This window comes from Stenotrophomonas sp. FW305-3-2-15-E-LB1, assembly GCF_058787375.1.
Genome location: NZ_JBYSZR010000022.1, coordinates 46,355 through 69,408, shown reverse-complemented (window position 1 = coordinate 69,408; position 23,054 = coordinate 46,355). Strand labels below are relative to the sequence as shown.

14 protein-coding genes are annotated in these 23,054 nt (G+C 64.4%); 6 read left to right on the top strand and 8 right to left on the bottom strand.

The genetic code is table 11. The features are described 5' to 3' along the window. The first annotated feature begins 272 nt into the window (after positions 1 to 272). Positions 273 to 1,244, top strand: coding sequence for a formylglycine-generating enzyme family protein (locus AC3WL7_RS15295; protein ID WP_492751347.1), 972 nt, complete (start codon positions 273 to 275; stop codon positions 1,242 to 1,244). Between the two features lie 55 nt (positions 1,245 to 1,299). Here the strand turns inward: AC3WL7_RS15295 and AC3WL7_RS15290 are convergent, their stop codons facing one another. Further along, entirely contained in the window at positions 1,300 to 3,354 is a 2,055-nt protein-coding gene (locus AC3WL7_RS15290; RefSeq protein WP_492751345.1) for a hypothetical protein, read from the bottom strand. A 147-nt stretch (positions 3,355 to 3,501) separates the two neighbouring features. Between AC3WL7_RS15290 and AC3WL7_RS15285 the strand changes: the two genes are divergently transcribed. After that, positions 3,502 to 4,425, top strand: a complete 924-nt coding sequence (locus AC3WL7_RS15285) for a formylglycine-generating enzyme family protein (RefSeq protein ID WP_492751343.1) — start codon at positions 3,502 to 3,504, stop codon at positions 4,423 to 4,425. A gap of 101 nt (positions 4,426 to 4,526) precedes the next feature. Further along, a complete protein-coding gene (locus tag AC3WL7_RS15280; RefSeq protein WP_492751366.1) occupies positions 4,527 to 5,495 on the top strand; it encodes a formylglycine-generating enzyme family protein in 969 nt (322 codons plus the stop codon). 50 nt (positions 5,496 to 5,545) lie between these two features. On the opposite strand, the gene AC3WL7_RS15275 is transcribed toward AC3WL7_RS15280, so the two are convergent. The 3 genes from AC3WL7_RS15275 to AC3WL7_RS15265 all read right to left on the bottom strand — a co-directional run bounded on the left by AC3WL7_RS15275 (position 5,546) and on the right by AC3WL7_RS15265 (position 14,274). Further along, positions 5,546 to 8,638 carry a DNA repair protein gene (locus AC3WL7_RS15275; protein ID WP_492751341.1) on the bottom strand — a complete coding sequence of 1,031 codons (3,093 nt, stop codon included), beginning with the start codon at positions 8,636 to 8,638 and terminating at the stop codon, positions 5,546 to 5,548. A gap of 27 nt (positions 8,639 to 8,665) precedes the next feature. Then, positions 8,666 to 11,473, bottom strand: coding sequence for a type VI secretion system Vgr family protein (locus tag AC3WL7_RS15270; protein WP_492751339.1), 2,808 nt, complete (start codon positions 11,471 to 11,473; stop codon positions 8,666 to 8,668). A 446-nt stretch (positions 11,474 to 11,919) separates the two neighbouring features. Then, positions 11,920 to 14,274: a GH92 family glycosyl hydrolase gene (locus tag AC3WL7_RS15265; protein ID WP_492751337.1), complete on the bottom strand. Its 2,355-nt coding sequence runs from the start codon at positions 14,272 to 14,274 to the stop codon at positions 11,920 to 11,922. A gap of 640 nt (positions 14,275 to 14,914) precedes the next feature. Between AC3WL7_RS15265 and AC3WL7_RS15260 the strand changes: the two genes are divergently transcribed. After that, positions 14,915 to 15,163 (top strand): hypothetical protein, encoded by a 249-nt coding sequence (locus AC3WL7_RS15260; protein WP_492751335.1) that lies wholly within the window; start codon positions 14,915 to 14,917, stop codon positions 15,161 to 15,163. A 94-nt stretch (positions 15,164 to 15,257) separates the two neighbouring features. Here AC3WL7_RS15260 and AC3WL7_RS15255 read toward each other — a convergent pair whose 3' ends face one another. The 3 genes from AC3WL7_RS15255 to AC3WL7_RS15245 form a co-directional block, all read right to left on the bottom strand. Next, positions 15,258 to 17,249 carry a DUF4034 domain-containing protein gene (locus tag AC3WL7_RS15255; RefSeq protein ID WP_492751333.1) on the bottom strand — a complete coding sequence of 664 codons (1,992 nt, stop codon included), beginning with the start codon at positions 17,247 to 17,249 and terminating at the stop codon, positions 15,258 to 15,260. A 175-nt stretch (positions 17,250 to 17,424) separates the two neighbouring features. Beyond that, positions 17,425 to 17,748: a thioredoxin family protein gene (locus AC3WL7_RS15250; RefSeq protein WP_079222057.1), complete on the bottom strand. Its 324-nt coding sequence runs from the start codon at positions 17,746 to 17,748 to the stop codon at positions 17,425 to 17,427. Between the two features lie 4 nt (positions 17,749 to 17,752). Further along, positions 17,753 to 18,169, bottom strand: a complete 417-nt coding sequence (locus AC3WL7_RS15245) for a host attachment family protein (protein WP_200732383.1) — start codon at positions 18,167 to 18,169, stop codon at positions 17,753 to 17,755. Positions 18,170 to 18,778: 609 nt separating this feature from the next. On the opposite strand from AC3WL7_RS15245, the gene proP reads away from it, so the two are divergent. Together proP and AC3WL7_RS15235 are read left to right on the top strand one after the other, a co-directional pair. Then, positions 18,779 to 20,266: a glycine betaine/L-proline transporter ProP gene (gene proP, locus AC3WL7_RS15240; RefSeq protein ID WP_492751330.1), complete on the top strand. Its 1,488-nt coding sequence runs from the start codon at positions 18,779 to 18,781 to the stop codon at positions 20,264 to 20,266. A 107-nt stretch (positions 20,267 to 20,373) separates the two neighbouring features. Further along, on the top strand, positions 20,374 to 21,462 hold the full coding sequence (locus AC3WL7_RS15235) for a catalase family protein (protein ID WP_108746798.1): 1,089 nt from the start codon (positions 20,374 to 20,376) through the stop codon (positions 21,460 to 21,462). 14 nt (positions 21,463 to 21,476) lie between these two features. Here the strand turns inward: AC3WL7_RS15235 and AC3WL7_RS15230 are convergent, their stop codons facing one another. Continuing rightward, positions 21,477 to 23,054, bottom strand: a complete 1,578-nt coding sequence (locus tag AC3WL7_RS15230; protein ID WP_492751328.1) for a sensor histidine kinase — start codon at positions 23,052 to 23,054, stop codon at positions 21,477 to 21,479.

Below are 23,054 nucleotides of genomic sequence, written 5' to 3'. Positions count from 1 at the left end.
GCCTGTAAACTACGATGCGTTTGCAGGCAATTCGACCATGTCGGCCTTTCGGGCAAAGTTTCCAGTGAGCATCGCCGCTGCACGGCCCTCGGATATGCCCAGGGTTTGCCCGACCTGAGCCAGCGTGACGCCTACAAGTTTCGATGCACTGCACGGCATTCCTCCGCCCAATCAGCGGCTCTGGCTTACGCGCCTCACAGGTCATGAGTGTCGCACCCGCATCTGTGGTTGCTACGCTGATTCAGTCCATCCAGAACTGATCGGTGCTATCAATGCGACCACTTCGATCCGCGCTTCTGAAATCCCTTGTGCCAGCGGCGTTTCTGCTGACCGCTTGCCAAGGTCCTGCGCCGAAAAAGCCCCAAACGCTCTCTCCTGAGCTCGCAGCACGCATTGAAGCATTGTCGCAAAAGACCAAGAAGGACTTAGTGGAGGTCGAAGGCGGCACCTTCATCATGGGCGACTTCGGCCCCATCGACCCGCGCGCAGAGATGCCGTACAGCAGTGACCGCAACGATGACGTGCTGCGCGAGGTAACGTTAAGCAACTACGCAATTGGTGCGAAGAAAATCACTTACGCCGACTTTGACGTCTACACCGATGCGACGGAACAACCCCGAACGGCCCAGTACCCGATGGATCTGGAGTACAGGAACCTGCCCGACGACCTGCCGGTCGGCGTGAGCTGGGAAGCCGCGCAGCAGTACTGCGGATGGGTGGGAAAACTGATCGGGCGGAAGATGGAGCTGCCGACGGAGGCGCAGTGGGAGTATGCGGCGCGTAACCGGGGCCAGTTCGTAATATGGCCCACCGATGATGGCAGCGTCGACAATGGTCGCAATGTTGGTGACTACAAGACGCTCCGAGCGTATGCGTCCAAACATGGCTACCCGGTCGGCCCAACTCCTCTTGGCCAGTACCCGCCCACCCCACTGGGTCTGTATGACATGATCGACCATGGATATGAGTGGGTCTTTGACTGGTATAGGGATCCTTACGACATTTCCGACACACAAGACCCTCGCGGGCCGGCACATGGCGATGAGAAAGTCCAGCGAAGCCACACCAATCAGGGCGGAAGCGCGCTTTTCATCGTATCTATGACGTTCACTCGTTTTAGAAACGAACCTAACCCTGGTCCCGACCCCCTTCTCTCGGAAGAAGGGAGGCGCATATTCAATCCCAACGGCTTCAACCGATTCCGCTGCGCGGCGGGCGATTCTTCCAATCCAAAAAACCGCTGAGGCCAGGCAGCAGCCTGTCGCAGCAGGTCATCTTCTGAGCGGCTCCGCCTGCAAACTACGACGCGTTCGCAGGCGAGCTGCCGCGACCATGTATCGCAACAGGTCGTTGTTCCAGATCACTGGAGCGAAGGTAGCCGCCATCAATGCTTGCGAAGGTAGGCGCGTCCCTGCCGTCAAGCGCCAGAAGTGCATCGATCTCCATGCCCTGCAATTGCGCCACCTCATACCCCTTTGGAAAGGTGCCCAGCAGTCTCCTGCGATGTGCGAGGAATTGCTCAAGGTAGTTACTTCCCAGCCCTTCTGAAGGTGCATCGCCCTCAGTATTGATTGGATCAAAAATCTTTCCCTTAAGATCGTCGGACAACGAACGTCCGTAGTTGAGGAACCTCATCACATCCCCTTCAAGGTTACCTGGCAGTTCGCTACTGGGTTCTCCATCTTCGGTCATGTGCCGGAACATGGCCTCCCACTCACTGACGAGAGTGATGCCCTTGATCACTCGAATGACAGCCTTCTTGTGTTCGGGAACGTAATGCATCTGCGGGTCTAGTACGCCCTCTACCTGCGCAGGGCTTTTCATGTGAGTCGTCCAGTTGTGGCGAGTGATGGCGTAAAGAAGCATTCCTCGAGTCATTGGTGTCGCGTAAACAAGCCATGCGTCTTTGGGGCCCGCAACTCCCCCGGAGGAGTTGATTCTTCGAACCAACTCAATGCGATTCTGCGCAATCTGAACTTGTCGGATTTGGTCTATGACAGCCATCTTTGCGCGGTCTATGTTCTTGATAAGAAACCTTTCCGCAGACCCTCCAGTGGACGTTAGCAAGAACACAACTTGGGAGAGATGCTCGAGAACTCCCTCTGCAAAGAACAACAACTCCTTAAACCCAGCATGCGCCAACTGGTAGTACACCCACTTGGCGAACTCCAGCATCCCCTCCACGCCCACCACAAAATCCAGCGACCCTCTGCAGCCAATGCCCAGGCACAACCGCGCACTGACCTTGATCCTGAACCTCCCGTCCGCGTAATACACATACAGCTGCGCCTTGACACCCGCCCCTGCAGAACCGGCCAGACCCTGGCTCAACTTCGCAAGCGTCACCGGCTTTCCCTGCTGCGGCGGCAGCCACTGCAGCTCGCCCGCAGGCGTCAGACCCGCTTCGACACCCACAAACGCCTCGGCGTTCACCTGCATGCCATTCAGGCTCTTTGGCGGCTTCTCGCCCACCGCCGCCATCACAAAGCGCCCCGATGGCTTGCCGTCCTTGTCCGGGGGATCGCCCATGTCAGCCCGAGGCATGCCGCGCACTATGTCGAAGCTGGGCACAAAACTGTCGTCACGATCGCGCGGCTGCGCCTCAACCTTCACAACGCCGCGATCAATGGTCACGCCAGCAGCGCCCATCAAGGCACGCTTCATCCCGGCAAAGCCATGCAGCTCCAGCGACATCTGGAACACGATCGCCCCCAGGTCGATGTCGCCGTAACGCTGCATCCACCCGGTACGCGAGGGAATCGACCATGTATGCACGGCCTTCGCTTCAAACAGTGCCAGTTTGTAATGCGCGCTTGCTTCGACCTTGGCGCTGACCTTGCGGTGCAGCGGATCCCACTCGGCCTGGGCACTGGCCCCGGCGCCTGCCACAAACCGCAACCACTGCGCAGAGGTCTCCAGCGAATAGGTCTCCGACTCGCGCACAAGGTCGGAGAACTGATTTCCACCCAGCTCGATCAGATCGAACTGGATGTTCTGCGCCTTGACGTTCCGGCCGATCTGGCCCTTGATCGTCATCAGCGACTCTTTGAACTTGCGTGAATCGAAGTTCTCGAAGGCCGAGCCTTTCTGGCGGGCGGCGCTGCCCACGGACATCGTGCTGTCACCCGCCCGCGTCGTCGCGCGCACATCCACGTGGGTGGGCACGCCCATCAGCCGGCGGCCTTTGAACTCATCGTACTTGAACCGCGGCAGGTAGTTGCGGCGAAGGCCTACCTCCTGCTGTGGCTCGCCATCATCCTTGCGGCTGTAGCTCTCAAACGTGATCACTTCAACAAGATCGGCCTTCCGGGCAAAGTTGCCGTTGAGCATCGCCGCTGCACGGTCCTCGGCCATAAGTAGGGCTTCTCGGCCTGAGCCAGCGTGGCACCTACAAGCATGAGTGTCGCACCCGCATCTGTGGTTGATAGGCTGATTCATTCCCTCCAGAACTGATCGGTGCTTTCAATGCGACCACTTCGATCCACGCTTCTGAAATCCCTTGTGTCAACAGCGTTTCTACTGACGGCTTGCCAAGGCCCCACCCCCAAGAAGCCCCAGACGCTCTCTCCTGAGCTCACAGCACGTATCGAAGCGCTGTCGCAAAAGACCCAAAAAGACCTCGTGGAGGTGGAAGGCGGAACCTTCATCATGGGTGATTTCGGCCCCATCGATCCGCGCGCAAAGATGCCGTACAGCAGTGACCGCAACGATGACGTGCTGCGCGAGGTGACGCTAAGCAGCTACGCAATTGGTGCCAAGAAGATCACCTACGCCGACTTCGACGTCTACACCGATGCTACAGGGCAGCCCCGAACGGCGCAGTACCCGATGGATCTGGAGTACAGAAACATACCGGACGACCTACCGGTCGGTGTGAGCTGGGAAGCTGCACAGCAATACTGCGGATGGGTGGGGAAATTGATCGACAGGAAGATGGAGCTGCCAACAGAGGCGCAGTGGGAATACGCGGCGCGTAACCGGGGCCAGTTCGTCATATGGCCAACCGATGATGGCTCCGTTGACAACGGTCGAAATGTAGCGGATTACAAGACCATGAACCGCTACGGATCCGTGCACGGCTACACGAATGGACCATCTCCGCTGGGGCAGTACCCATCCACTCCGTTGGGCCTTTACGACATGATCGATCACGGATTTGAATGGGTGTTTGACTGGTATCAGGACCCGTACGATGTCTCAGACACGCGGGATCCTCGTGGACCTGCGCATGGTGAACAAAGGGTCCAGCGAAGCCACAGCAATCGTGGCGGCGACTCACTTTTCATCGTGTCGATGACGTTTACACGGTTCCAAGCGCCACCAAATCCCGGCCCAGACTCCTACCTTTCGGAAGAAGGGCAGCGCAGATACAACCCAAACAGGGCGAACAAGTTCCGCTGTGCAGCTGTCTCGTCTCTTCGCTAATGCTCGAGACCTTCTGACCATCCTCGGCGCCGCGTCGAGTCTCGCGCATGTTTGTCGTTGCTACGCTAATTCAGTCCTTCCAGAACTGATCGGTGATTGCTATGCCGCCTCTTAGAATCGCGCTTCTGAAATCCCTTGTGCCGCCAGCGTTATTACTGACCGGCTGCCAAGGCCCCACCCCCAAGAAGCCCCAAACGCTCGCTCCTGAGCTCACGGAACGTATCGAAGCATTGTCGCAAAAGACCAAAAAAGACTTGGTTGAGGTGGAGGGCGGCACCTTCATCATGGGTGACTTCGGCCCCATCGATCCGCGCGCAGAGATGCCGTACAGCAGTGACCGCAACGATGACGTGCTGCGTGAGGTGACACTAAGCAGCTACGCGATCGGTGCCAAGAAGATCACCTACGCAGACTTCGACGTCTACACCGATGCCACGGGGCAGCCACGAACGGCGCAGTACCCGTTTGACCTAGAGTACAGGAATATACCGGACGACCTGCCGGTCGGCGTGAGCTGGGAAGCTGCACAGCAATACTGCGGATGGGTGGGAAAATTGATCGGCAGGAAGATGGAGCTGCCAACAGAGGCGCAGTGGGAATACGCGGCGCGTAACCGGGGCCAGTTCGTCATCTGGCCAACCGATGATGGCAGCGTCGATGATGGAAGGAACGTTGGGGACTTCGAGACAATCGGTCGCTACGCCTCCCAGCATGGCTACACAGTTGGCCCAACCCCGTTGGGTCAGTACCCACCCACCCCGCTGGGTCTGTACGACATGATCGATCATGGGTTTGAGTGGATGTTTGACTGGTATCAGGATCCCTACGACATCTCCGACACACGCGATCCGCGTGGACCTGCGCATGGCAAGGAGAAGGTGCAGCGAAGTCATAACAGTCGTGGCGGGGACTCGCTCTTCATCATTTCCATGACATTTACTCGATTCAAACGAAATCCAAACCCGGGTCCAGATCCACTTCTGGAGGACGATGAGAAGCATCTCTTCGACCCCAATAGCCTAAACAGGTTTAGATGTGCATCTCCCACATCTCCAGCTTCGACGGAGTAATCCCAGGGCTATTTTTCATCACCCCTCAGCCATGGATAGAGACGCCTTAGTTAGGATCTGCTTCTGGACGGGCTAACGCTAGCGGCCGTAGCGATGCCTCGTCCTTCCTGATCCAGTGGATTGAGGTAGCTTCCATCGAGGCTCGCGAAGGTAGGGGCCTCCCTCCCGTCAAGCGCCAGAAGCGCATCGATATCCATCATCTGCAGGTCCGCCAGCTCATACCCCTTCGGGAAGCTACCCAGCAGTCTATTGCGATGGGCAAGGAACTGTTCAAGGTAGATGTTCCCCAGTTGGCCCGAAGACACTTCGCCCTCCGCATTGATTGGATCAATCACTTGACCTTCTAGATCATCGGACAACGAGACACCGTAGTTCAAAAATCTAATTACATCGCCCTCAAGCTTGCCTGGCTTCTCATCGCTGGGCTCGCCTCCAGCGGTCATGTGCTGAAACATGGCCTGCCACTCACTGGCCAGAGTGACGCCCTTTATCACCCTAATGAGAGCTCCCTTGTGATCGGGAAGGTAATGGATCTGAGGATCAAGCACGCCTTCAACCTCAGCCCTATCATTTAAATGAGTCATCCAGTTGTGGCGGGTGATGACGTACAGAAGCATCCCCCTCGTGATTGGCGTCGCATACACAAGCCACGCATCAGACTGCCCCCGGCTCGCATCTGAAGTGGAGTTGATGCGCCGGACAAGATCAGCGCGACTCTTGGCAGTATCAAGATTCATGATCATGTCGTTCACCATGTCCTGCGCTGCTTCCGTTCTTGAAAGCAGGTACCGACCAACAGATCCATCACTCGAAACCTGCAAGAGCTCCAGCTTTGCCAGAAAGCCTAGAACTCCATCTGCAAAGAACAATAACTCCTTGAACCCAGCATGCGCCAACTGGTAATACACCCACTTGGCGAACTCCAGCATCCCCTCCACGCCCACCACGAAATCCAGCGACCCTCTGCAGCCAATGCCCAGGCACAACCGCGCACTGACCTTGATCCTGAACCTCCCGTCTGCGTAATACACATACAGCTGCGCCTTGACCCCCGCCCCTGCAGAACCGGCCAGACCCTGGCTCAACTTCGCAAGCGTCACCGGCTTTCCCTGCTGCGGCGGCAGCCACTGCAGCTCCCCCGCAGGCGTCAGGCCGGCTTCGACACCCACAAACGCCTCGGCGTTCACCTGCATGCCATTCAGGCTCTTTGGCGGCTTCTCGCCCACCGCCGCCATCACAAAGCGCCCGGACGGCTTGCCGTCCTTGTCCGGGGGATCGCCCATGTCCGCCCGGGGCATGCCCCGCACGATGTCGAAGCTGGGCACGAAACTGTCGTCACGATCGCGCGGCTGCGCCTCAACCATCACAACGCCGCGATCAATGGTCACGCCAGCAGCGCCCATCAAGGCACGCTTCATTCCGGCAAAGCCATGCAGCTCCAGTGACATCTGGAATACGATCGCGCCCAGGTCGATATCGCCGTAGCGCTGCATCCACCCCGTGCGCGAAGGAATCGACCACGTATGCACGGCCTTTGCTTCAAACAGCGCCAGTCTGTAATGCGCGCTTGCTTCGACCTTGGCGCTGACCTTGCGGTGCAGTGGATCCCACTCGGCCTGGGCACTGGCCCCGGCGCCTGCCACAAACCGCAACCACTGCGCAGAGGTCTCCAGCGAGTAGGTCTCCGACTCGCGCACAAGGTCGGAGAACTGATTTCCACCCAGCTCGATCAGATCGAACTGGATGTTCGGCGCCTTGACGTTCCGGCCGATCTGGCCCTTGATCGTCATCAGCGACTCTTTGAACTTGCGTGAATCGAAGTTCTCGAAGGCCGAGCCTTTCTGGCGGGCGGCGCTGCCCACGGACATCGTGCTGTCACCCGCCCGCGTCGTCGCGCCCACATCCACGTGGGTGGGCACGCCCATCAGCCGGCGGCCTTTGAATTCATCGTACTTGAACCGCGGCAGATAGTTGCGGCGAAGGCCTACCTCCTGCTGTGGCTCGCCATCATCCTTGCGGCTGTAGCTCTCAAACGTGATCACTTCAACAAGATCGGCCTTCCGGGCAAAGTTGCCGTTGAGCATCGCCGCTGCACGGTCCTCGGCCATGCCGAGGTTCTTCTCCGCCTGGGCAATCGCCTCCAGGCTGCGGCCGGCAAGCGCCTCCTCCAGCTGCCAGCGGGCGCGCGGTACGGCGGAGAGGCTGCCTTCGATGGAACGCGAGACCTCACGGAACTCCTCCCAGACCTCGGGTGTCAGCAGCAGAAATTCTTCGTCGGCCGCGTTCAGCAGCGCCGGCACACTGATCTTCCCAGCCAGCTCCAGTGTGGCACCTTCGCCCGGCCCGCTCACAACGGCATGCATCTTCACCGGCACCACCGGCACCAGGCGGGGCTGCCCCACGACCCGTGGCTCGGACAGGCCGCTGCGCAGCTCGCTCCGGCTGCCCGGCAGCGTGAACACCAGCCGCAGATCGGATTCGCAGAAAATGCGCGGGGTCATCCCCTGCAGGTCCGTTACGCCACGGACCACCTGTCCCTGCACGTCGCGGGCGATGACCTCCGCACCCTTGCTGTCGCGGCGGTAACCCACGAACGCGGCCCCCGGCACCGGTGTTGGCGGGCCCTGCCGCTGCAGCTGCAGCTGGTGGAAGGGCCGCAGCCGCAGCCGCCGCACCTGCAGCGCTGGCCGCATCGACGCGTCGGCCCGTGGATCCTCGCTCCACGGCCCCAGCTGCGCGGGCTCACTGCAGTCGGGGTGCAGCAGCGGATCGGTCCATTCGCCGCTGGCATCATCGCGGACCTGCAGGTGGTACCGATGTTCACTGTGCGGCAGGAGCACGCCCTGCCCGGCGGCAGCAGCGGCATCCTGCACGTTGCGCCGCGGCCAGGGCAGCTTCAGGCCGGCTGGCCCGGCGCCGGGGTGCGGCCAGCCTTTGCGCCAGTCAGGGAGGACCGGTGGCGCTGGGGTGGGTGCGCGCTCGGGCAGTATCACCCGATCCGTATCGCCGTGGATGTCGGTCCTGCCGGACGCCACGACAGCGAAGCCATGCAGCACATCGCGGATGCGATAGGTGACGCCCGCACAGGGCAAGACGTTGCCATGCCCGTCATGGCGAAACAGCGTGAACTTTCCAGAGCTCATTTTTCAGATTCCCTTCTTCCAACGTGATCAGCTATCGCCTGCGTCGCGCAGGTAGCCCTCGTGCCGTTCGTCATCCACGAACAGGCCCACCTTCTCCGGTCCGTCGGTCACAACTTCCTGGGTAAACCCGTTGCCATCAGTCGTTCCGCTCAGCCAGCGGCCATCCGGCAGCTGCATCGAGTAGGCCGCCCCAGCCAGTGGCGCGCCTGCGTGATCGCGCACAAGGAAGCGTGCACGGCAAGGCGCAATACCCAGCGTGCGCAGCGGATAAGCAAGGGACGCCGGGCCGACGAAGCTGTGCTGGCCCGCACGCACCGTCAGGGTTCCCGGGCAGCTGAACTGCAGGTTGCCCCCTTCCATGCGCAGGCTGGCGCCGCCCGCTACCTGTACGACCAGTGCACCTGCAGCGGCCAGTTCTACCGCCGCATGCGCGCTGGACAGGCGCTGTGACTGCCGTGACTGAAGCTTCACCGCGTCGCCCTGCGCCTGAATCTCAATAGGCTGCTCACCGGCGGCGATGGTCAGGCCGGACGCAAGCCCCGATGCCGAAGTGGCGGCCGACGCCAGAACGCCGACCGACTGTGCCGCGTGCAGGCGCGCGTGGCCCATGACTACCGCCTGCGCGGCACCGCCGGCACCCAGGACCAGGCTCTGCCCTGCCTGCCAGAACAGCCCCTGCCCCGCCACCACTGCCTGCAGCGGCGCGACCATGCCCAGCAGCGGTGCCGTGCTGTGGGGCACGCCACCCGCTGTGTCGCCGGCAGCGGCGCACGCACGGGCGAAGCCATCGGCCGCGACCACGCCCGCTGCCGCTTGCCGCAGCGGTGCCAACGCAGGCGAGGCATGCAACCCTCCGGTGCCGTGCAGCACAGCGCTCTGCCCGAACGCAGCGGCCATCGCCCCGCACTGGGCCAGCAGCGCACCTGCCTGCGCCGCTGTACCCGCCGGTTGGCCAGGCCCTGACGGATGGGCACCGAGCCACAGCCCGCGCTCGCTGCGCACCACGCCCGCTGCATCGCTGCGCAGCTCGAAGCCCTGCCCACGCAGGCTGCCGCGATGATTGCCGCGCTGGTGGATGACGTGGCCCAGGTTCAACTGGGTGGCCGCCTGTGTCGTCGCCAATTGCAGGCGGAGCTGGTCGTCCGTGTCGTCGAACTGCAGGGTGGAGCCACCCTCACCGCCCCATTCGCGGGAGCTGAAACCCCAGAGCGCACCGGGATGGCGATGCGCCTGCGGGCCCTCACCCGCTGCGTGCCAGGCCGGTGCGTTGCCATCGGCAAGGTTGCCGGTGCCGCCGACGCGAGTATCGCTCGCCTGTGCATGCAGCGATGGATCGTTCTCGCCACGCCCGTTGTACAGGGCGCCCAGTACGATCGGGCGCTGCACATCCCCCTCAAGGAAGCCCACCAGCACCTCCTGGCCCACGCGCGGCAGGAACTGGCTGCCCACGCCCGGGCCTGCAAACCGCTGTGCAACGCGCAACCATGCGCTGTGCGCAGGCTTGCGCGCTGCATCCATCAGCGGAAAGCGCACGCGGATCCGCCCGAGTGCGTCGGCGTGCACGCGACCGCCCTCGGCTGCTGCGCCGCCCTCATCGGCACCGATCACGATGGCCGTCTGCCGACCCACCACCTGGGCTTCACTCGCCGGGTCTGGCGTGGTTGGACGCCAGGGGCGCTGGCGGTCAACAGCATGGAAGGCCGCGGCATAGCCGAGCTGCTGGGCATGGCGCTGCAGTTCGGCAGGCAGGAACCCGTCACTCTGCAGCGCCTCCACCCAACGCTGCGGGAGCAGCCGATCTGGCAAGGTATTGGCGCCGGCATGCTCCAGCGAAGTGATCAGAAGTTCGGGCGTGTGGTGCGGCGACCATTGGCTGATGGCCGACCACCTGCCTGCGGCCAGCCCTCGTACTGTCGCCATGCCCTGCCACCCATGCCGATCCGCCTCGTGGCGCTCAACCGCAAGGACGGCGCGCCGCTCGCCTTCTGCCCGCGATTCGAAGCCCAGCGAGCCGCACGCCAGATACTCCTCGACAGACGAACTACCACCGCCATCCACCGGCAACTGCACGGCCAGCGTGCGATCCTGCCGATAGTCATCGCTGACCATGCTCAACCGGTGAGGGCCCAGCCGCACGCGCCGGGCCAGGTGCAGCACGCTGTCCTCCTGCTCGGCCGCGTCGCCGCGGTGGAAGCGCAGAGCACCGCCACGTGCCGAAGCCGCGTGCTGTGGCAAGGCCACGCTATCGAAGAACAGTTCGATTCGATGCAGTGCGGGCGCCTCCGCATCCGCCTCGACACGCCAGCCAATGCCCTCTTCGGCCAGCAGGCCGGTGACAAAATCCATATCGGACTGGCGATACTGCACGCAGTAGTGACGCGGCGGCAGCGCGTCCAGGCAGGCCCGCGCATCGTCGCTCCAGCGCCAGCAGGCAAGCGCCGGATGGCCGGCGAACACGGCATCCACAATCTGGCGGACGGTTGCATCGCGGAAAACACGACTGTTTCGTTGCTGCGCCAGCCACCACGTCCATGCCGCCAGGCGAATGCGGTAGCGGGTGAAACCGCGATCGCAGTCCAGCCGACACACCTCGCGTACCAGGCCGACCCGTCGGATGTCGCGCCCCTGCGCATCGCGGCTGGACAGCGTTGCGGGCCGGCCCAGCCACGCTTCGCAGGCAGGGTCCGCGTGCGAAGCGAGTACGTCGACGTGGTAATCCAGTCCTTCGGACAACGCTTCGCGTCCGCGCCAGCGTTCGACCAGCAAAAGCCCTGCGCCGGGCAGTTCAAACCGGTGCAGCAGCGCTGCATCCTCATGCGCTTGCAACGTGTGCATATGGCTTACGCCCTGTGCACCACCCTGGCGCACTTCTGTGCGCAGGACCCTAGCAAGGGGTTGGCCGAGGAAAAATCAGACGATTACGAAAATGACCTCAGGCAGCCAGAGAACATCACTGCATCACGGATTCGGCAGCGAGTTGTATGGCCGGGACGTAACCTGCGGCCAACAGCAGGTGCTGATTGCGACACGGAAGGTGGCGCCCGCGCAGCGCGCATCGCTTTGGTAGAGCCGAGCCCTTGCTCGGCTGCTTCTGGCGTAATGCCCAAGCCGAGCGTGGGCTCGGCTCTACAGGCTCGGTCGCCGGGCGTGGCCCGGCGTTACCGCTACCGCGTTGCCTCAGCGCGCACCGAATGGGCTCGGCTGCTCCTGGCGTAATGCCCAAGCCGAGCGTGGGCTCGGCTCTACAGGCTCGGTCGCCGGGCATGGCCCGGCGCTACCGGTTACGGTTTCGACATCGAATACGGCGCCTGCGCACCCTGCCCGGGCCATGCCTTGTTCGGCTCGGCCTGCATGGTGAAGGTCAGCTCGCCACCGGCCAGGATCTCGTCATGGCGCAGGAAGGTGCGCTGCAGCGGCTTGCCGTTGAGGCTGACGCTGCCCACGTAGGTGTGCTTGTCGTCCAGGCCGTTGGCCACGATGGTGAAGGTCTTGCCGTTCGGCAGGCGCATCGCGGTCTTCGGCAGGAACGGGCGGCCCAGGATGTACTCGCCCGAACCCGGTGCCACCGGGTAGAAGCCCAACGCAGTGAACACGTACCACGCCGACATCTGGCCAACGTCATCGTTGCCGGCCAGGCCATCGGGGCGATCGGCGTACTGCGTGTCCATGATCTGCTTCAGGCGTGCCTGGCTGCGCCAGGGCTGGCCGGCATACGAGTACAGGTAGGCCACGTGGTGGCTGGGTTCGTTGCCATGCGCATACCAGCCGATCAGGCCGGTGATGTCTTCCATGTGCTCGAAGATGGACGGATCCACCTTGGCGTTGAACACCTCATCCAGCCGCGCCAGCAGCTTGTCGCTGCCACCATGCGCTGCCGCCAGCCCGGCCACGTCCTGCGGCACGTACCAGGAATACTGCCAGGCGTTGCCTTCGGTGTAGTCGGTGCCGTAGCCGCTGGCACTGGGGTCGAACGGCGTGCGGAAGCTGCCGTCACGCTTGCGCGCACGCATGAAGCCGGTGTCCTTGTCGAACGCATTGCGCCAGTTGCCGGCGCGCTTGTCGAAGGTGCTGGCCACGTCGGCCTTGCCCATCGCCTGCGCCATACGCGCGATGGTCCAGTCGTCGAAGGCGTACTCCAGGGTCTTGCTGGCCGCCTCGCCTTCCTCATCGATGGGCACGTAACCCAGCTCGCGGTACTGCGCGATGCCATCGTAAGGGCCGTAGTTCGCCGTCTCGACCATCGCCTTCAGTGCCTTGTCGGCATCGAAGCCACGGATGCCCTTGACGTAGGCATCGGCGATCACCGGCACCGCGTGGTAGCCGATCATGCACCAGTCTTCCAGGCCGTGGAACGACCACACCGGCAGCATGCCGTACGGGCTGTGGTCGTGGTGGGCCAGCATCGAGTTGATGAAATCGCTGTTGCGCTTTTCCGGCTGCACCAGGGTCAGCAGGGGATGCAGGGCGCGGTAGGTATCCCACAGCGAGAAGGTCGAGTAGTTGGTGTAGCCCTCGGCCTTGTGCACCGCATTGTCGGCACCACGGTACTGGCCATCGGCATCCATGAACAGCGTCGGGCCCAGCAGGGTGTGGTACAGCGCGGTGTAGGCGCTGCGCCGTGCATGCTCGGGCGCGTCGATGTCCAGCACCGACAGCGCCTGGGTCCACTCCTGCTTGGCCTGTGCGCGCACGCGGTCGAAATTGAAGTCGGCCACCTCTGCGTCGAGGTTGGCGATCGCACCGGCCTCGCTGACCGGCGAGATCGCGACCTTGACGATCAGCGGCGCATCCAGCTTGCCGAAGTCGAACGTGCCGACCAGCTGGCGGCCCTCGATCTGCGCCCGCTGCGCCGGATCCTTCTCGCCCGGGGGCGCGAAGCCCTTGTAGACGATGTCCTTCTCGGTGCTGTGCAGCTCGTGGCTGGCCAGCGGCCGCGAGAAGCGCATGGCGAAGTACAACTGGCGGCCCGCAGCCCAGCCCCGCGTTTCGCGGAAGCCGGTCACGGTGCCATCGTCACGCACGCGCACCCGCGACCACAGGATCTTGCACGGGTAGTCGTACATGCTGGTGCGCATGTCCAGCAGCATCTTCGCGTCGGTGCCCTTGGGGAAGGTATAGCGATGCACACCCACGCGGGCGCTGGTGGTCAGCTCGGCGCGCACCTTGTAGTCGTCCAGGGTCACGGCGTAGTAGCCGGGCTCTGCCTTCTCGTCGTCATGGCGGAAGCGCGAGGCGTAGCCACTGCGCGGCTTTTCCGGGTCACCGCGCTCCAGGCCGGGTTCGCCGGTGAACGGCATCACCAGGATGTCGCCCAGGTCGGAATGGCCGGTGCCGGAGAAATGCGTATGCGAGAAGCCGACGATGCTGCTGTCGTCGTAGCGGTAGCCCGCTGCCCAGCCATAGGCCTTCTCGCGCGGCTGGATGCGCGTGTCCGGGCTGAGCTGGACCATGCCGAAGGGCACGGTGGCACCCGGGTAGGTATGGCCTTCCCCGCCGGTGCCGATGAAGGGGTCGACCGAGGCATAGGCCTTGTCGGCGGCGGACTTCGGCGTGGCGGCCGTGCCCACGCCGGAGGCGAGCATGGCGGTGGCGGCGACGGCGATCAGGAGGCGACGGTCCAGCAGGGGCATCGGCATTTGGATCGATTCAGGTGGTGACCGGATCGTAGCACCGGGCCAAGGCCTGCACATGCTGCGTTGCAACTGAACAGATGGAGATGCGACGAAAAGTGTCGCTTTCATATGCAACTTTTTGTATTCACCACCTCTGCCCCGGCGGACAGACTGGATCGGTAGCGGTGCACTGCACCTCTACAACGAGAACCGCCTGCTGATGTGCTGGCGCGCTTGCGACGTTTTTGGCGTTGTTTCGTGGCGCCGATGCGGGTGCCGACGGCCTTCCGCCCTGTTGGGGCTGAGCGCCCGCAGGTAAGCAGAGTGCTTTCCGTTGGGTGCATTGCGCCATGTCGTGACGCATGCGGACCACTTGCAGGGGTGTGCGTTCAAGCGCTGTTGGCGGCGCCGAAACTGAGGCAACGCGATGATGAAAAAGAAACTGGATCCGCTGCGATGGCGGAGTGCAGGATGGCGGCGCAGTGGCGTAACCGCTGCCGGGCGTGGAACCCCGAAATGAAACAAGAAGGCTGCCTGCCGTGACTACGGCGGGCGGTGCGCGGCGGCCGCATGGCCCACCGGCTCTTTCTTCTTGTTTCAGCCGAAGTTCCACCCGCGTATCGCCCGCCACCTACGGGTGGCCCACTCTTGCAGGAGCCATCGCATGTCACCTGAAGCACCCACCATCACCAACGAAGTGGAATCGCTGTTCTTCCGGCTGGAACACGCCCTGTACACCGCCGAAGGCATGGCGACGATGATCAACGAGAACGAACCGCCGGACCCGGCGGCGCATGGCCGGCCGGGCTACAACGTGCACAAGGTCAGCTCGGCCATCATTGCTGTCAGCCAGCGCGGCCGCCGGTTGCTGGGTGAACTGCGCGCACACCACGGCCCCATGACGTTGCATTGAGGCCCGGGTGGGTAGAGCCGAGCCCATGCTCGGCTGCCCTCTCAGCCGAGCATGGGCTCGGCTCTACAGACACAGCAGTCGAGCAAGCTCGACGCTACTGCAGGCCGCCGCTGACGCGCTCCAGCGCCTGCCGGTAGCGCCGGCTGCCGAACAGGCCGCGCTGCAGCGTCGTGCGCAGCGCCAGCACGTCCTCATTGTCCGGCTGCTGCGCGCAGGCGCGCTCGGCCCAGAACACCGCCCGGTCGAAGTCGTGCTCGCTGCGTGCGGCGTAGTACTGCGCCAGCATCCAGGCGGCCTGCGTCCACGCCTGGCCAGCCCAGAATTCGAGGGTCTCCAGCAGGCGTGGCAGGCGACCTTCGGCAGGCACCTGCGTGCGCAGGTAATAACCGACGCCGGCCACGCAGCTGCGCACCCGACGCTGCAGGCGCTCGCCCCACTCCTCTTCGGTCGCAGCCAGTTCCAGGCAGCGCAGCTCGCAGGCGTTGGACAGATGCACCAGTTCGTCCACACCCATGCCCGCAATGCCGCCCTCCTCCAGCCCGCGGTCGTAGACCAGGCTGAGGTTGTAGAGCGCGCGGCCACTGTCCTGCTCCGCTGCGCGGCGGTACCACTGGATGGCCAGCGCAGGATCGTAGGCCGGCGCATGCTCGAAATAGTGGTAGCCCAGCGCGGCCTGCATTTCCGGGAAGCCCAGCTCGGCACCGACCTGCGCCATGTGCAGCAGCGCGGTGTGCTGCAGCGTTTCGTCGAAGGCGTAATAGACGTCGTTGAACGGGCAGTCCGCGCCAGGCGCAGGCACCGCCATCAGCGCCGCCGCATGGCGATAGGCCACCTCGGCCTGTGCTGCATCCGGCGTCACGCCGCACCAGCCTGTGTCGCGCAGTACGCCCTGCATCACCGCTGCCCAGGCAGAATTGCGCCACTGCCGCGCTACGACCGGCGCCAGCCATTCGCCCATGCCGGTGGCGGCAGCCGCGTGCAGCATGCGCATCAACTGATGGTCATCAAACCCGCGCGGCACGCTGGGGTCGGCCGCCTGCGCATAATGCGCCGCGGCCATATCGGTGTTGTCCACCCGCGATGCAAGTTCGGCCAGCTGCAGGTGGATGCCCGTCCGCTCCAGTGCCGACTGCGGCTGCGCCAGCAGTTCCATCCCGCGCGCAAACGCTTGCTGCACCGCGCCGTGGTTGCCGGTATCGATGCTGTCCACGTCGATGGCGTCCAGCCAGGCGACCATCCGCAGCTGGTTGCGCTGCGATGCGTCGAGGCCTTCGGCCAGGGGGCCATCGGCCAGCGCCAGGATCTCGTCATGGCTGCCACCCCAACGTGGCGTGCGCAGCCGCGCGTAGGTGTCCAGCAACGGCAGACCATGGCCGGCGGCCTCCAGGCCCATCTGCAGCCAGGCCAGCGCCGGCTCCGGCGAAGTGCCGTGCCCCTCGATCGGGTCGCCATCCTCGTCCAGCTCCGGCGGCGGCGGAATCGCGGCCCCCCAGGAAGCGGGCAACGCTGCTGGCAGCGCCGGCAGGCGGGGTGCCTCGGCCATCCACGCACCCAGCAGTGCCTGCATGTCGCGCCAGGGGCCGGCGCCATCGGCGGGATGGAAGCCATCATGCATCCAGTCGCTCATCCACACGGGAACGCCGAATGCCGCCACGCTGCGCATCAGCTGGTGCAGCAGCGGCCAGCACAGCGGTCCACGATCGGCCAGGGCGATGGCATGCACGAACAGCGCGGTCTGCGCGGCGTGCACGCTCGACCAGGCGCCCTCGCCCACCGAAGCAGTCCAGCCGGAGCCGCGCGCATCGACGGCGATGCGGTCCCAGACCAGCGCTGCCAGCAGCAGCGGCGCGTCGGCCTGCGGCGAGACCTGCTGCCAGGCAGCCAATGCCTGCCACAACGTGTTGATCGGCAGCGCCTGCGGAGGCGCCAGCAGGGCGAGCGCGCGCGCACCGCCATCGGCGTCCTGCGGCGCGAGGAGTTCAGGCAAGGCGGACTCGATGGCCTCGAAGCGATGGGCGAGCAGGTCATCCCAGATCGCGGGTGCGGCACGACGCCGCAGTGATTCAACGGAAAGCGGAGAGGTCATCAGGATTCAAGCAGAGCGACAGCACGCGCGGAGTATAGCGCTGCGGCGGGGTCGTGCTTCGGGTTTGCTTTGGTAGTGGTCAAGCTTGCTTGACCGCCTTTTGCCGTTCCGTCGAGCAAGCTCGACGCCTACCAGAGCAAGAGGCGAAGGCAGGAACAGTCGAGCACGCCCGACGCTACGTCGGCAGCGCCGCCACCAGCGTGGACAGATCCGCGCTGTCCACCGGCCGCACTACGCGGGCCACTTCCTGGCCGTCGCGCAGCAGCACGACAGTGGGCCACAGCTTTACCTGGAATGAGCGGCCCAACGGCTTGCCCTTGCCATCTTCAATTTTCCAGTGCGGCAGGTCATGCGCGTCCACGAAGGCCTGCAGCGCCGGCTGCGCGGCCTGGCAGTGGCCGCACCAGGGCGCGCCGAACTCGATCAGCAGCCAACCCGCCTGCGCATCGACATCGCTGCGGGCCGGCTCGACGGCCTGGTGGTCGCGCATGAACGGCATGCGGTTACGCCGCCAGTGCGCGCTGGATGTCTTCCAGCGGCGCGTTGGTGAAGTTCTTGGCGAGATCATCCAGCAGTCGCGCCTGCGCTTCCTTGTGCAGCAGCGGGCGGATGCGGCCCAGGGTGATCGGGTCAGCCACCAGGATCAGGTGCGTATAGCGGTTCTTCAACGCATCCTCATTCAACTGTTCGGCCACCTGCTTGGCGAACGTGGCTTCGTTGAGCTGGGAAATGGACATGTCCTTCGGCACAGCACCGGAAGGGCCTTGGCCCGACACGCCCTGCTCGCTGATGTCCTGCAGGCGCAGCTCGCCTTCCTGCTTCAGCGTCAGCTGATGATCGGTGCCGACGTTGGTGAACACGCGTGCCGAGCCACCATCGGTGACGACGACAAGGGTACCTTCGGGAATGCGACGGGTCATGCGATGCTCCGGTTGCGTTGGTTCGCCACCACCGTAAAGGCTGCGTTGTGAGCGATGCGGCCACACTGCGTCCACAGCATGTCATCACGACACACACATGAACAGGCACGCTGGAACACAGCGTCCGCGCGTGACCGCTTCGCTGCATGTTCACGCCGTAACCGTTATCATGAACGGATGATCGACACGACGTACTACGTGACAGGCACGCCTGTTACGTGGGAAGCACGGCCGACCGGCGTACCGCTTGCCACACCCGCTCCCACCCCGCCATTCCTCCGCCGCGCGCAGGATCCGGGTGGATGACACCGCTCAGGCGTCGTTCTTCGCTGCTTCTCCCGATGTGCACCCTGCCCGCCTGAACTGATCAGCCTGCGCTGATCGGCAGCAGCTGCCATCGCGGCTGGCCCGGATCTTTGATCTTCACCAGCCCTCGCCGATCCACGGCGTAGTTTCCCGTGCGTGGTCTTTTCCCGTACGTCCTGGTCCAGCGTGGACCGCCCGCACCGATGCCCCTGCGCCAGTTGCGCCAGCATCGCCGTTTCCGATTCTCGGGACACACCACACCGCCTATTCCGCACTCCAATCCAAGAACAGAAAGGACGTCCCATGCAGGACAACCCCGATGCCCATGCCCATTTCGGCTGGTTCAAGCGCCGCCGCCACCTGAAGGTCGACGAGATCACCGTCGTCGACAAGCCCATGCTCAAGCGCGCCGTCGGTGCCGCTGCACTGGGCAACGCGATGGAATGGTTCGACTTCGGCGTCTACGGCTACCTTGCCGTGACCATTGGCCAGGTCTTCTTCCCCTCCAGCAACCCCACCGCGCAGGTCATCGCCGCCTTTGCCACCTTCACCGTGGCGTTCCTGGTGCGCCCGCTGGGCGGCCTGGTGTTCGGCCCGCTGGGTGACCGCTACGGGCGGCAGAAAGTGCTGGCGTTCACCATGATCCTGATGGCGCTGGGCACCTTTGCCATCGGCCTGATTCCCTCCTACGAGCGCATCGGCATCTGGGCGCCGGTCCTGCTGCTGCTCGCGCGCGTCGTGCAGGGCTTCTCCACCGGCGGCGAGTACGGCGGCGCGGCGACCTTCATCGCCGAATATTCCACCGACCGCAACCGCGGCCTGATGGGCAGCTGGCTGGAGTTCGGCACGCTGGGCGGCTACATCGCCGGTGCAGGCACTGTCACCGCGCTGCACATGCTGTTGAGCAGCGAGGACATGCTGGACTGGGGCTGGCGCATTCCGTTCCTGGTGGCCGGCCCGCTGGGCCTGCTCGGCCTGTACATGCGCATGAAGCTGGAAGAAACCCCGGCCTTCCGCGCCTTTGCCGAAGAAGCCGAGAAGCGCGAGCACGACCGCCCGGGCCTGGGGGACCTGTTCCGCGTGCATGGCCGCCAGCTGCTGGTGTGCATGGGCCTGGTGCTGGTGTTCAACGTCACCGACTACATGCTGCTGACCTACATGCCCAGCTACCTGAGCGTGACCATGGGGTATGCCGAGAGCAAGGGCCTGCTGCTGATCATCATCGTGATGCTGGTGATGATGCCGCTGAACATCGTCGGCGGGCTTTTCAGCGACAAGCTGGGCCGCCGGCCGATGATCATCGGTGCCTGCATCGCGCTGCTGGTGCTGGCCGTGCCCTGCCTGCTGCTGATCGGCAGCGGCAATGACTGGCTGATCTTCCTCGGCCTGATGCTGCTCGGCCTGGCCCTGGTGTGCTTCACCAGCTCGATGCCCTCCACGCTGCCGGCGCTGTTCTACACGCCGGTGCGCTACAGCGCACTGTCGATCGCCTTCAACGTGTCGGTCTCGCTGTTCGGTGGCACCACGCCGCTGGTCACCGCCTGGCTGGTCGAACGCACGGGCGACCCGCTGGTGCCGGCCTACTACCTGATGATTGCGGCGGTGATCGGCCTGGTCACCATGGTGTTCGTGAAGGAGACGGCGAACATGCCGCTGCGCGGTTCACCGCCGGCCGTGGCCAGCGACAAGGAAGCCGCTGCGCTGCTCAAGAGCGATGTACCGGTGACCGTGGACCCGACCCTGCCGCCGCTGCCGGACGCCGGTGACGGCGAGGCACCCAAGCCTGCCTGAGGCATCGCAGGCGCCCGCGCATGGGTCGTGAAAGCGGCCCATGCCGGCCCTGCACTGGCGGATAACCGCAATCACGCATGCTGGCTTCATCCCTGATGGAGCCAGCCATGCGCCCGCTACTTTCCCCCGTTCCGTTCCATGCCGGCATGGAGCAGCCCGAGGCTGACGAAGCTGAGACCATCGATGCGTTGCGCGATGTGTTCCTGGACATGGCCCGCACGGTCGCCGCCGCTGAAGGCCACGCGCATCGCGCCGTGCACGCCAAGGGCCAGGCCCTGCTGAAGGGAAAGCTGCAGATAGCAGACAACCTGCCAGAGGAGCTCGCACATGGACTGTTTGCCGCGCCGGGCGCGTATGAAGCGGTCGTGCGCTTCTCTTCCCCGCCTGCCGAGCAGCTGCCGGACACGGTGTCCACGCCACGTGCGATTGCGCTGAAGATTCTTGGCGTGCCGGGCGAGCGCGTGGCGGAAAGCGAAGAACAGCACAGCCAGGACTTCCTGATGGTCAACGGCCCGGCCTTCACCAGCCCGGGCCCCAAGGGCTTCCTCCGCTCCACCAAGCTGCTGGCGGCAACCACCGAGCGCATGCCGCGAACCAAGGCAGTGATTTCAGCCGCCCTGCGTGGCGGCGAGCGGCTGCTGGAAGCCGCCGGCGGCGGCAGCGGCAAGATCAAGGGAATGGGTGGCGAACCGCAGACCCACCCGATGGGCGAAACCTTCTTCAGCCAGGTGCCGTTCCGCTTCGGCCCCTATGTGGCCAAGTTCTGCCTTCGCCCCGTCTCAGCGACGTTGCAGTCGCTCAGCGGTGCGCCCGTGGAGAACAGCGAGGACAGCCAGCGCGATGCCATCCAGGACGCGCTTGCCAGCGGCCGCACTGAGCTTGTCTGGGAACTGTGTGCACAGCTGTGCCGTGACGAGCAGACGATGCCCATCGAGGATGCCTCGGTGGAATGGCCGCAGGAGCAGAGCCCGTTCATTGCAGTGGCTACGCTGCACGTTCCACCCCAGGTGAGCTGGGACGACGCCGAGTCACCGGGCATCGAGGACCGCCTGGCCTTCAGCCCATGGCACGCACTGCAGGCGCACCGGCCATTGGGCGCTTTGAATCGGGCACGCCGCGTGGTGATGGCTGCTTCGCGCGCGCATCGCTCGCAGCACAATGGCTGCCCGCTGCATGAGCCGCTTCCCGGCGCGTAGCCGGCCGCGACGCGTCAACCCGTTGCTGGTGCGTCGGTCTGCAGCAGGCTGTCGCGGTCCCGCAGTGGGAAGCGGATGTGGGCATCCACGCCGTCGGCACGGAACAGCAGCTGCCCGCTGCCCGCCAGCTCGTAGGGCACCCGCTTCTCGATGAGCGAGCAGCCCAGCCCGCGACGCTGCGGTGGCGACCAGCCGTCCACAGGCGAATGCCGTTCGCACCAGTGCAGGGCCAGCCATGGGCTGCTCCCCTCCTGCGCCTGCACGGACCACGAAACGTCGATGCGGCCATCGCTGCGGATGGCCCCGTACTTGAGCGCGTTGGTCGCCAGCTCATGCACGGCCAGCGAGAGCACTTCGGCGGCCTTCGGCGGTAGCAGCACGTCAGGGCCATCCAGCTGATACTGGTCGGAACGGTGCACCTGCACCGATATTTCCTCGTCCAGCATGCCGCGCAGGCAGACCCCCGCGTTGTCCGCGCGGGTCAGCAGCGCCTGCGTGCGGGCCAGTGACATCAACCGCCCGCACAAGCGCTCGGCATACTCCTCGACGCTGCCCACGGTTTCCTGCGTGCGCCATGCAATGGCGTGGATCATTGCCATGATGTTGCGCACCCGGTGCTGCAGCTCGGCCAGCAGCACGGCCTGGCGCTCGGTGGCACGCTTCAGCGTATCGATGTCGATGGCGATGGCGAACACACCGGTGACTTCGCCCTGCGCATCCCGCAGCGGCGCTGCCGCGATGCGTGTCCACCGCACCTGTCCATCCTCGTGGGTGAACTGGAATTCCAGCCCCGGCACGACCGTGTCGCCGCGAAGCGCGCGCGCTACGGCGAAGTCTTCCGGGCCGATCAGGCTGCCATCCTCATGCCAGCCCTGCCAGCGCGGCATGTTGCGGCTGTCGCGTGACGGCAGTTCGCCGCTGGGCAGGTAGGCGCGCATCTGCTCGTTGGACTGCAGTACCCGGCCTTCGGTATCGACGATGCACAGTCCCACCGGAAGCATCTGGAAGGCCAGTGACAGGCGCTCGTCACTCTGCCGCCTGCGTCGCTGTTCATCTTCACGTGCAGCGTGCGCGGCATGCGCGGCGGTCGTCTCGAACATCGTGACGAGCACGCCATCGATGCGCCCGTACGCATCACGGATGGGGCTGTAGGTAATGGTGAACCAGATGTCTTCCAGTACCCCCTGCCGGGCAAGCGGATACAGCTTGTCCTCGTAGGTGATGGTTTCGCCCTGCCATACCCGTGCATAGATGGGGCCGTTGATGTGCCACACCTCGGGCCAGCAGATGCGGGTCGCCTGGCCCAGGCCGTGCGGGTGCTTGTCGGCCAGGATCTCGGCATAACCGTCGTTGTACAGCTGGACCAGTTCTTCGCCCCACAGCACGATCATCGGGAAGCCGTGGGCCAGCATCAGGTCAACCGTTGCCCGCAGATGCGGTGCCCACTCGTCGCGTGCACCCAGCGGCGTCGCCGACCAGTCGTGCCCGGCGATCCGTTCGGCCATGCCACCGCGCAGCGCGTGCAGCGGCGGCGACGCGGGCAGCACCGGCGTCGTGGCGACGGGCGCGCTCAGCTCCATCCGGCTAGCCAT

Excerpts from the sequence above, each read along its gene's own strand:
- AC3WL7_RS15295 (WP_492751347.1), top strand. The coding sequence starts at position 273 with ATGCGACCACTTCGATCCGCGCTTCTGAAATCCCTTGTGCCAGCGGCG.
- AC3WL7_RS15290 (WP_492751345.1), bottom strand. The coding sequence starts at position 3,354 with ATGGCCGAGGACCGTGCAGCGGCGATGCTCAACGGCAACTTTGCCCGG.
- AC3WL7_RS15280 (WP_492751366.1), top strand. The coding sequence starts at position 4,527 with ATGCCGCCTCTTAGAATCGCGCTTCTGAAATCCCTTGTGCCGCCAGCG.
- AC3WL7_RS15275 (WP_492751341.1), bottom strand. The coding sequence starts at position 8,638 with ATGAGCTCTGGAAAGTTCACGCTGTTTCGCCATGACGGGCATGGCAAC.
- AC3WL7_RS15270 (WP_492751339.1), bottom strand. The coding sequence starts at position 11,473 with ATGCACACGTTGCAAGCGCATGAGGATGCAGCGCTGCTGCACCGGTTT.
- AC3WL7_RS15265 (WP_492751337.1), bottom strand. The coding sequence starts at position 14,274 with ATGCCGATGCCCCTGCTGGACCGTCGCCTCCTGATCGCCGTCGCCGCC.
- AC3WL7_RS15260 (WP_492751335.1), top strand. The coding sequence starts at position 14,915 with ATGTCACCTGAAGCACCCACCATCACCAACGAAGTGGAATCGCTGTTC.
- AC3WL7_RS15255 (WP_492751333.1), bottom strand. The coding sequence starts at position 17,249 with ATGACCTCTCCGCTTTCCGTTGAATCACTGCGGCGTCGTGCCGCACCC.
- AC3WL7_RS15250 (WP_079222057.1), bottom strand. The coding sequence starts at position 17,748 with ATGCCGTTCATGCGCGACCACCAGGCCGTCGAGCCGGCCCGCAGCGAT.
- AC3WL7_RS15245 (WP_200732383.1), bottom strand. The coding sequence starts at position 18,169 with ATGACCCGTCGCATTCCCGAAGGTACCCTTGTCGTCGTCACCGATGGT.
- proP (WP_492751330.1), top strand. The coding sequence starts at position 18,779 with ATGCAGGACAACCCCGATGCCCATGCCCATTTCGGCTGGTTCAAGCGC.
- AC3WL7_RS15235 (WP_108746798.1), top strand. The coding sequence starts at position 20,374 with ATGCGCCCGCTACTTTCCCCCGTTCCGTTCCATGCCGGCATGGAGCAG.
- AC3WL7_RS15230 (WP_492751328.1), bottom strand. The coding sequence starts at position 23,054 with ATGGCTAGCCGGATGGAGCTGAGCGCGCCCGTCGCCACGACGCCGGTG.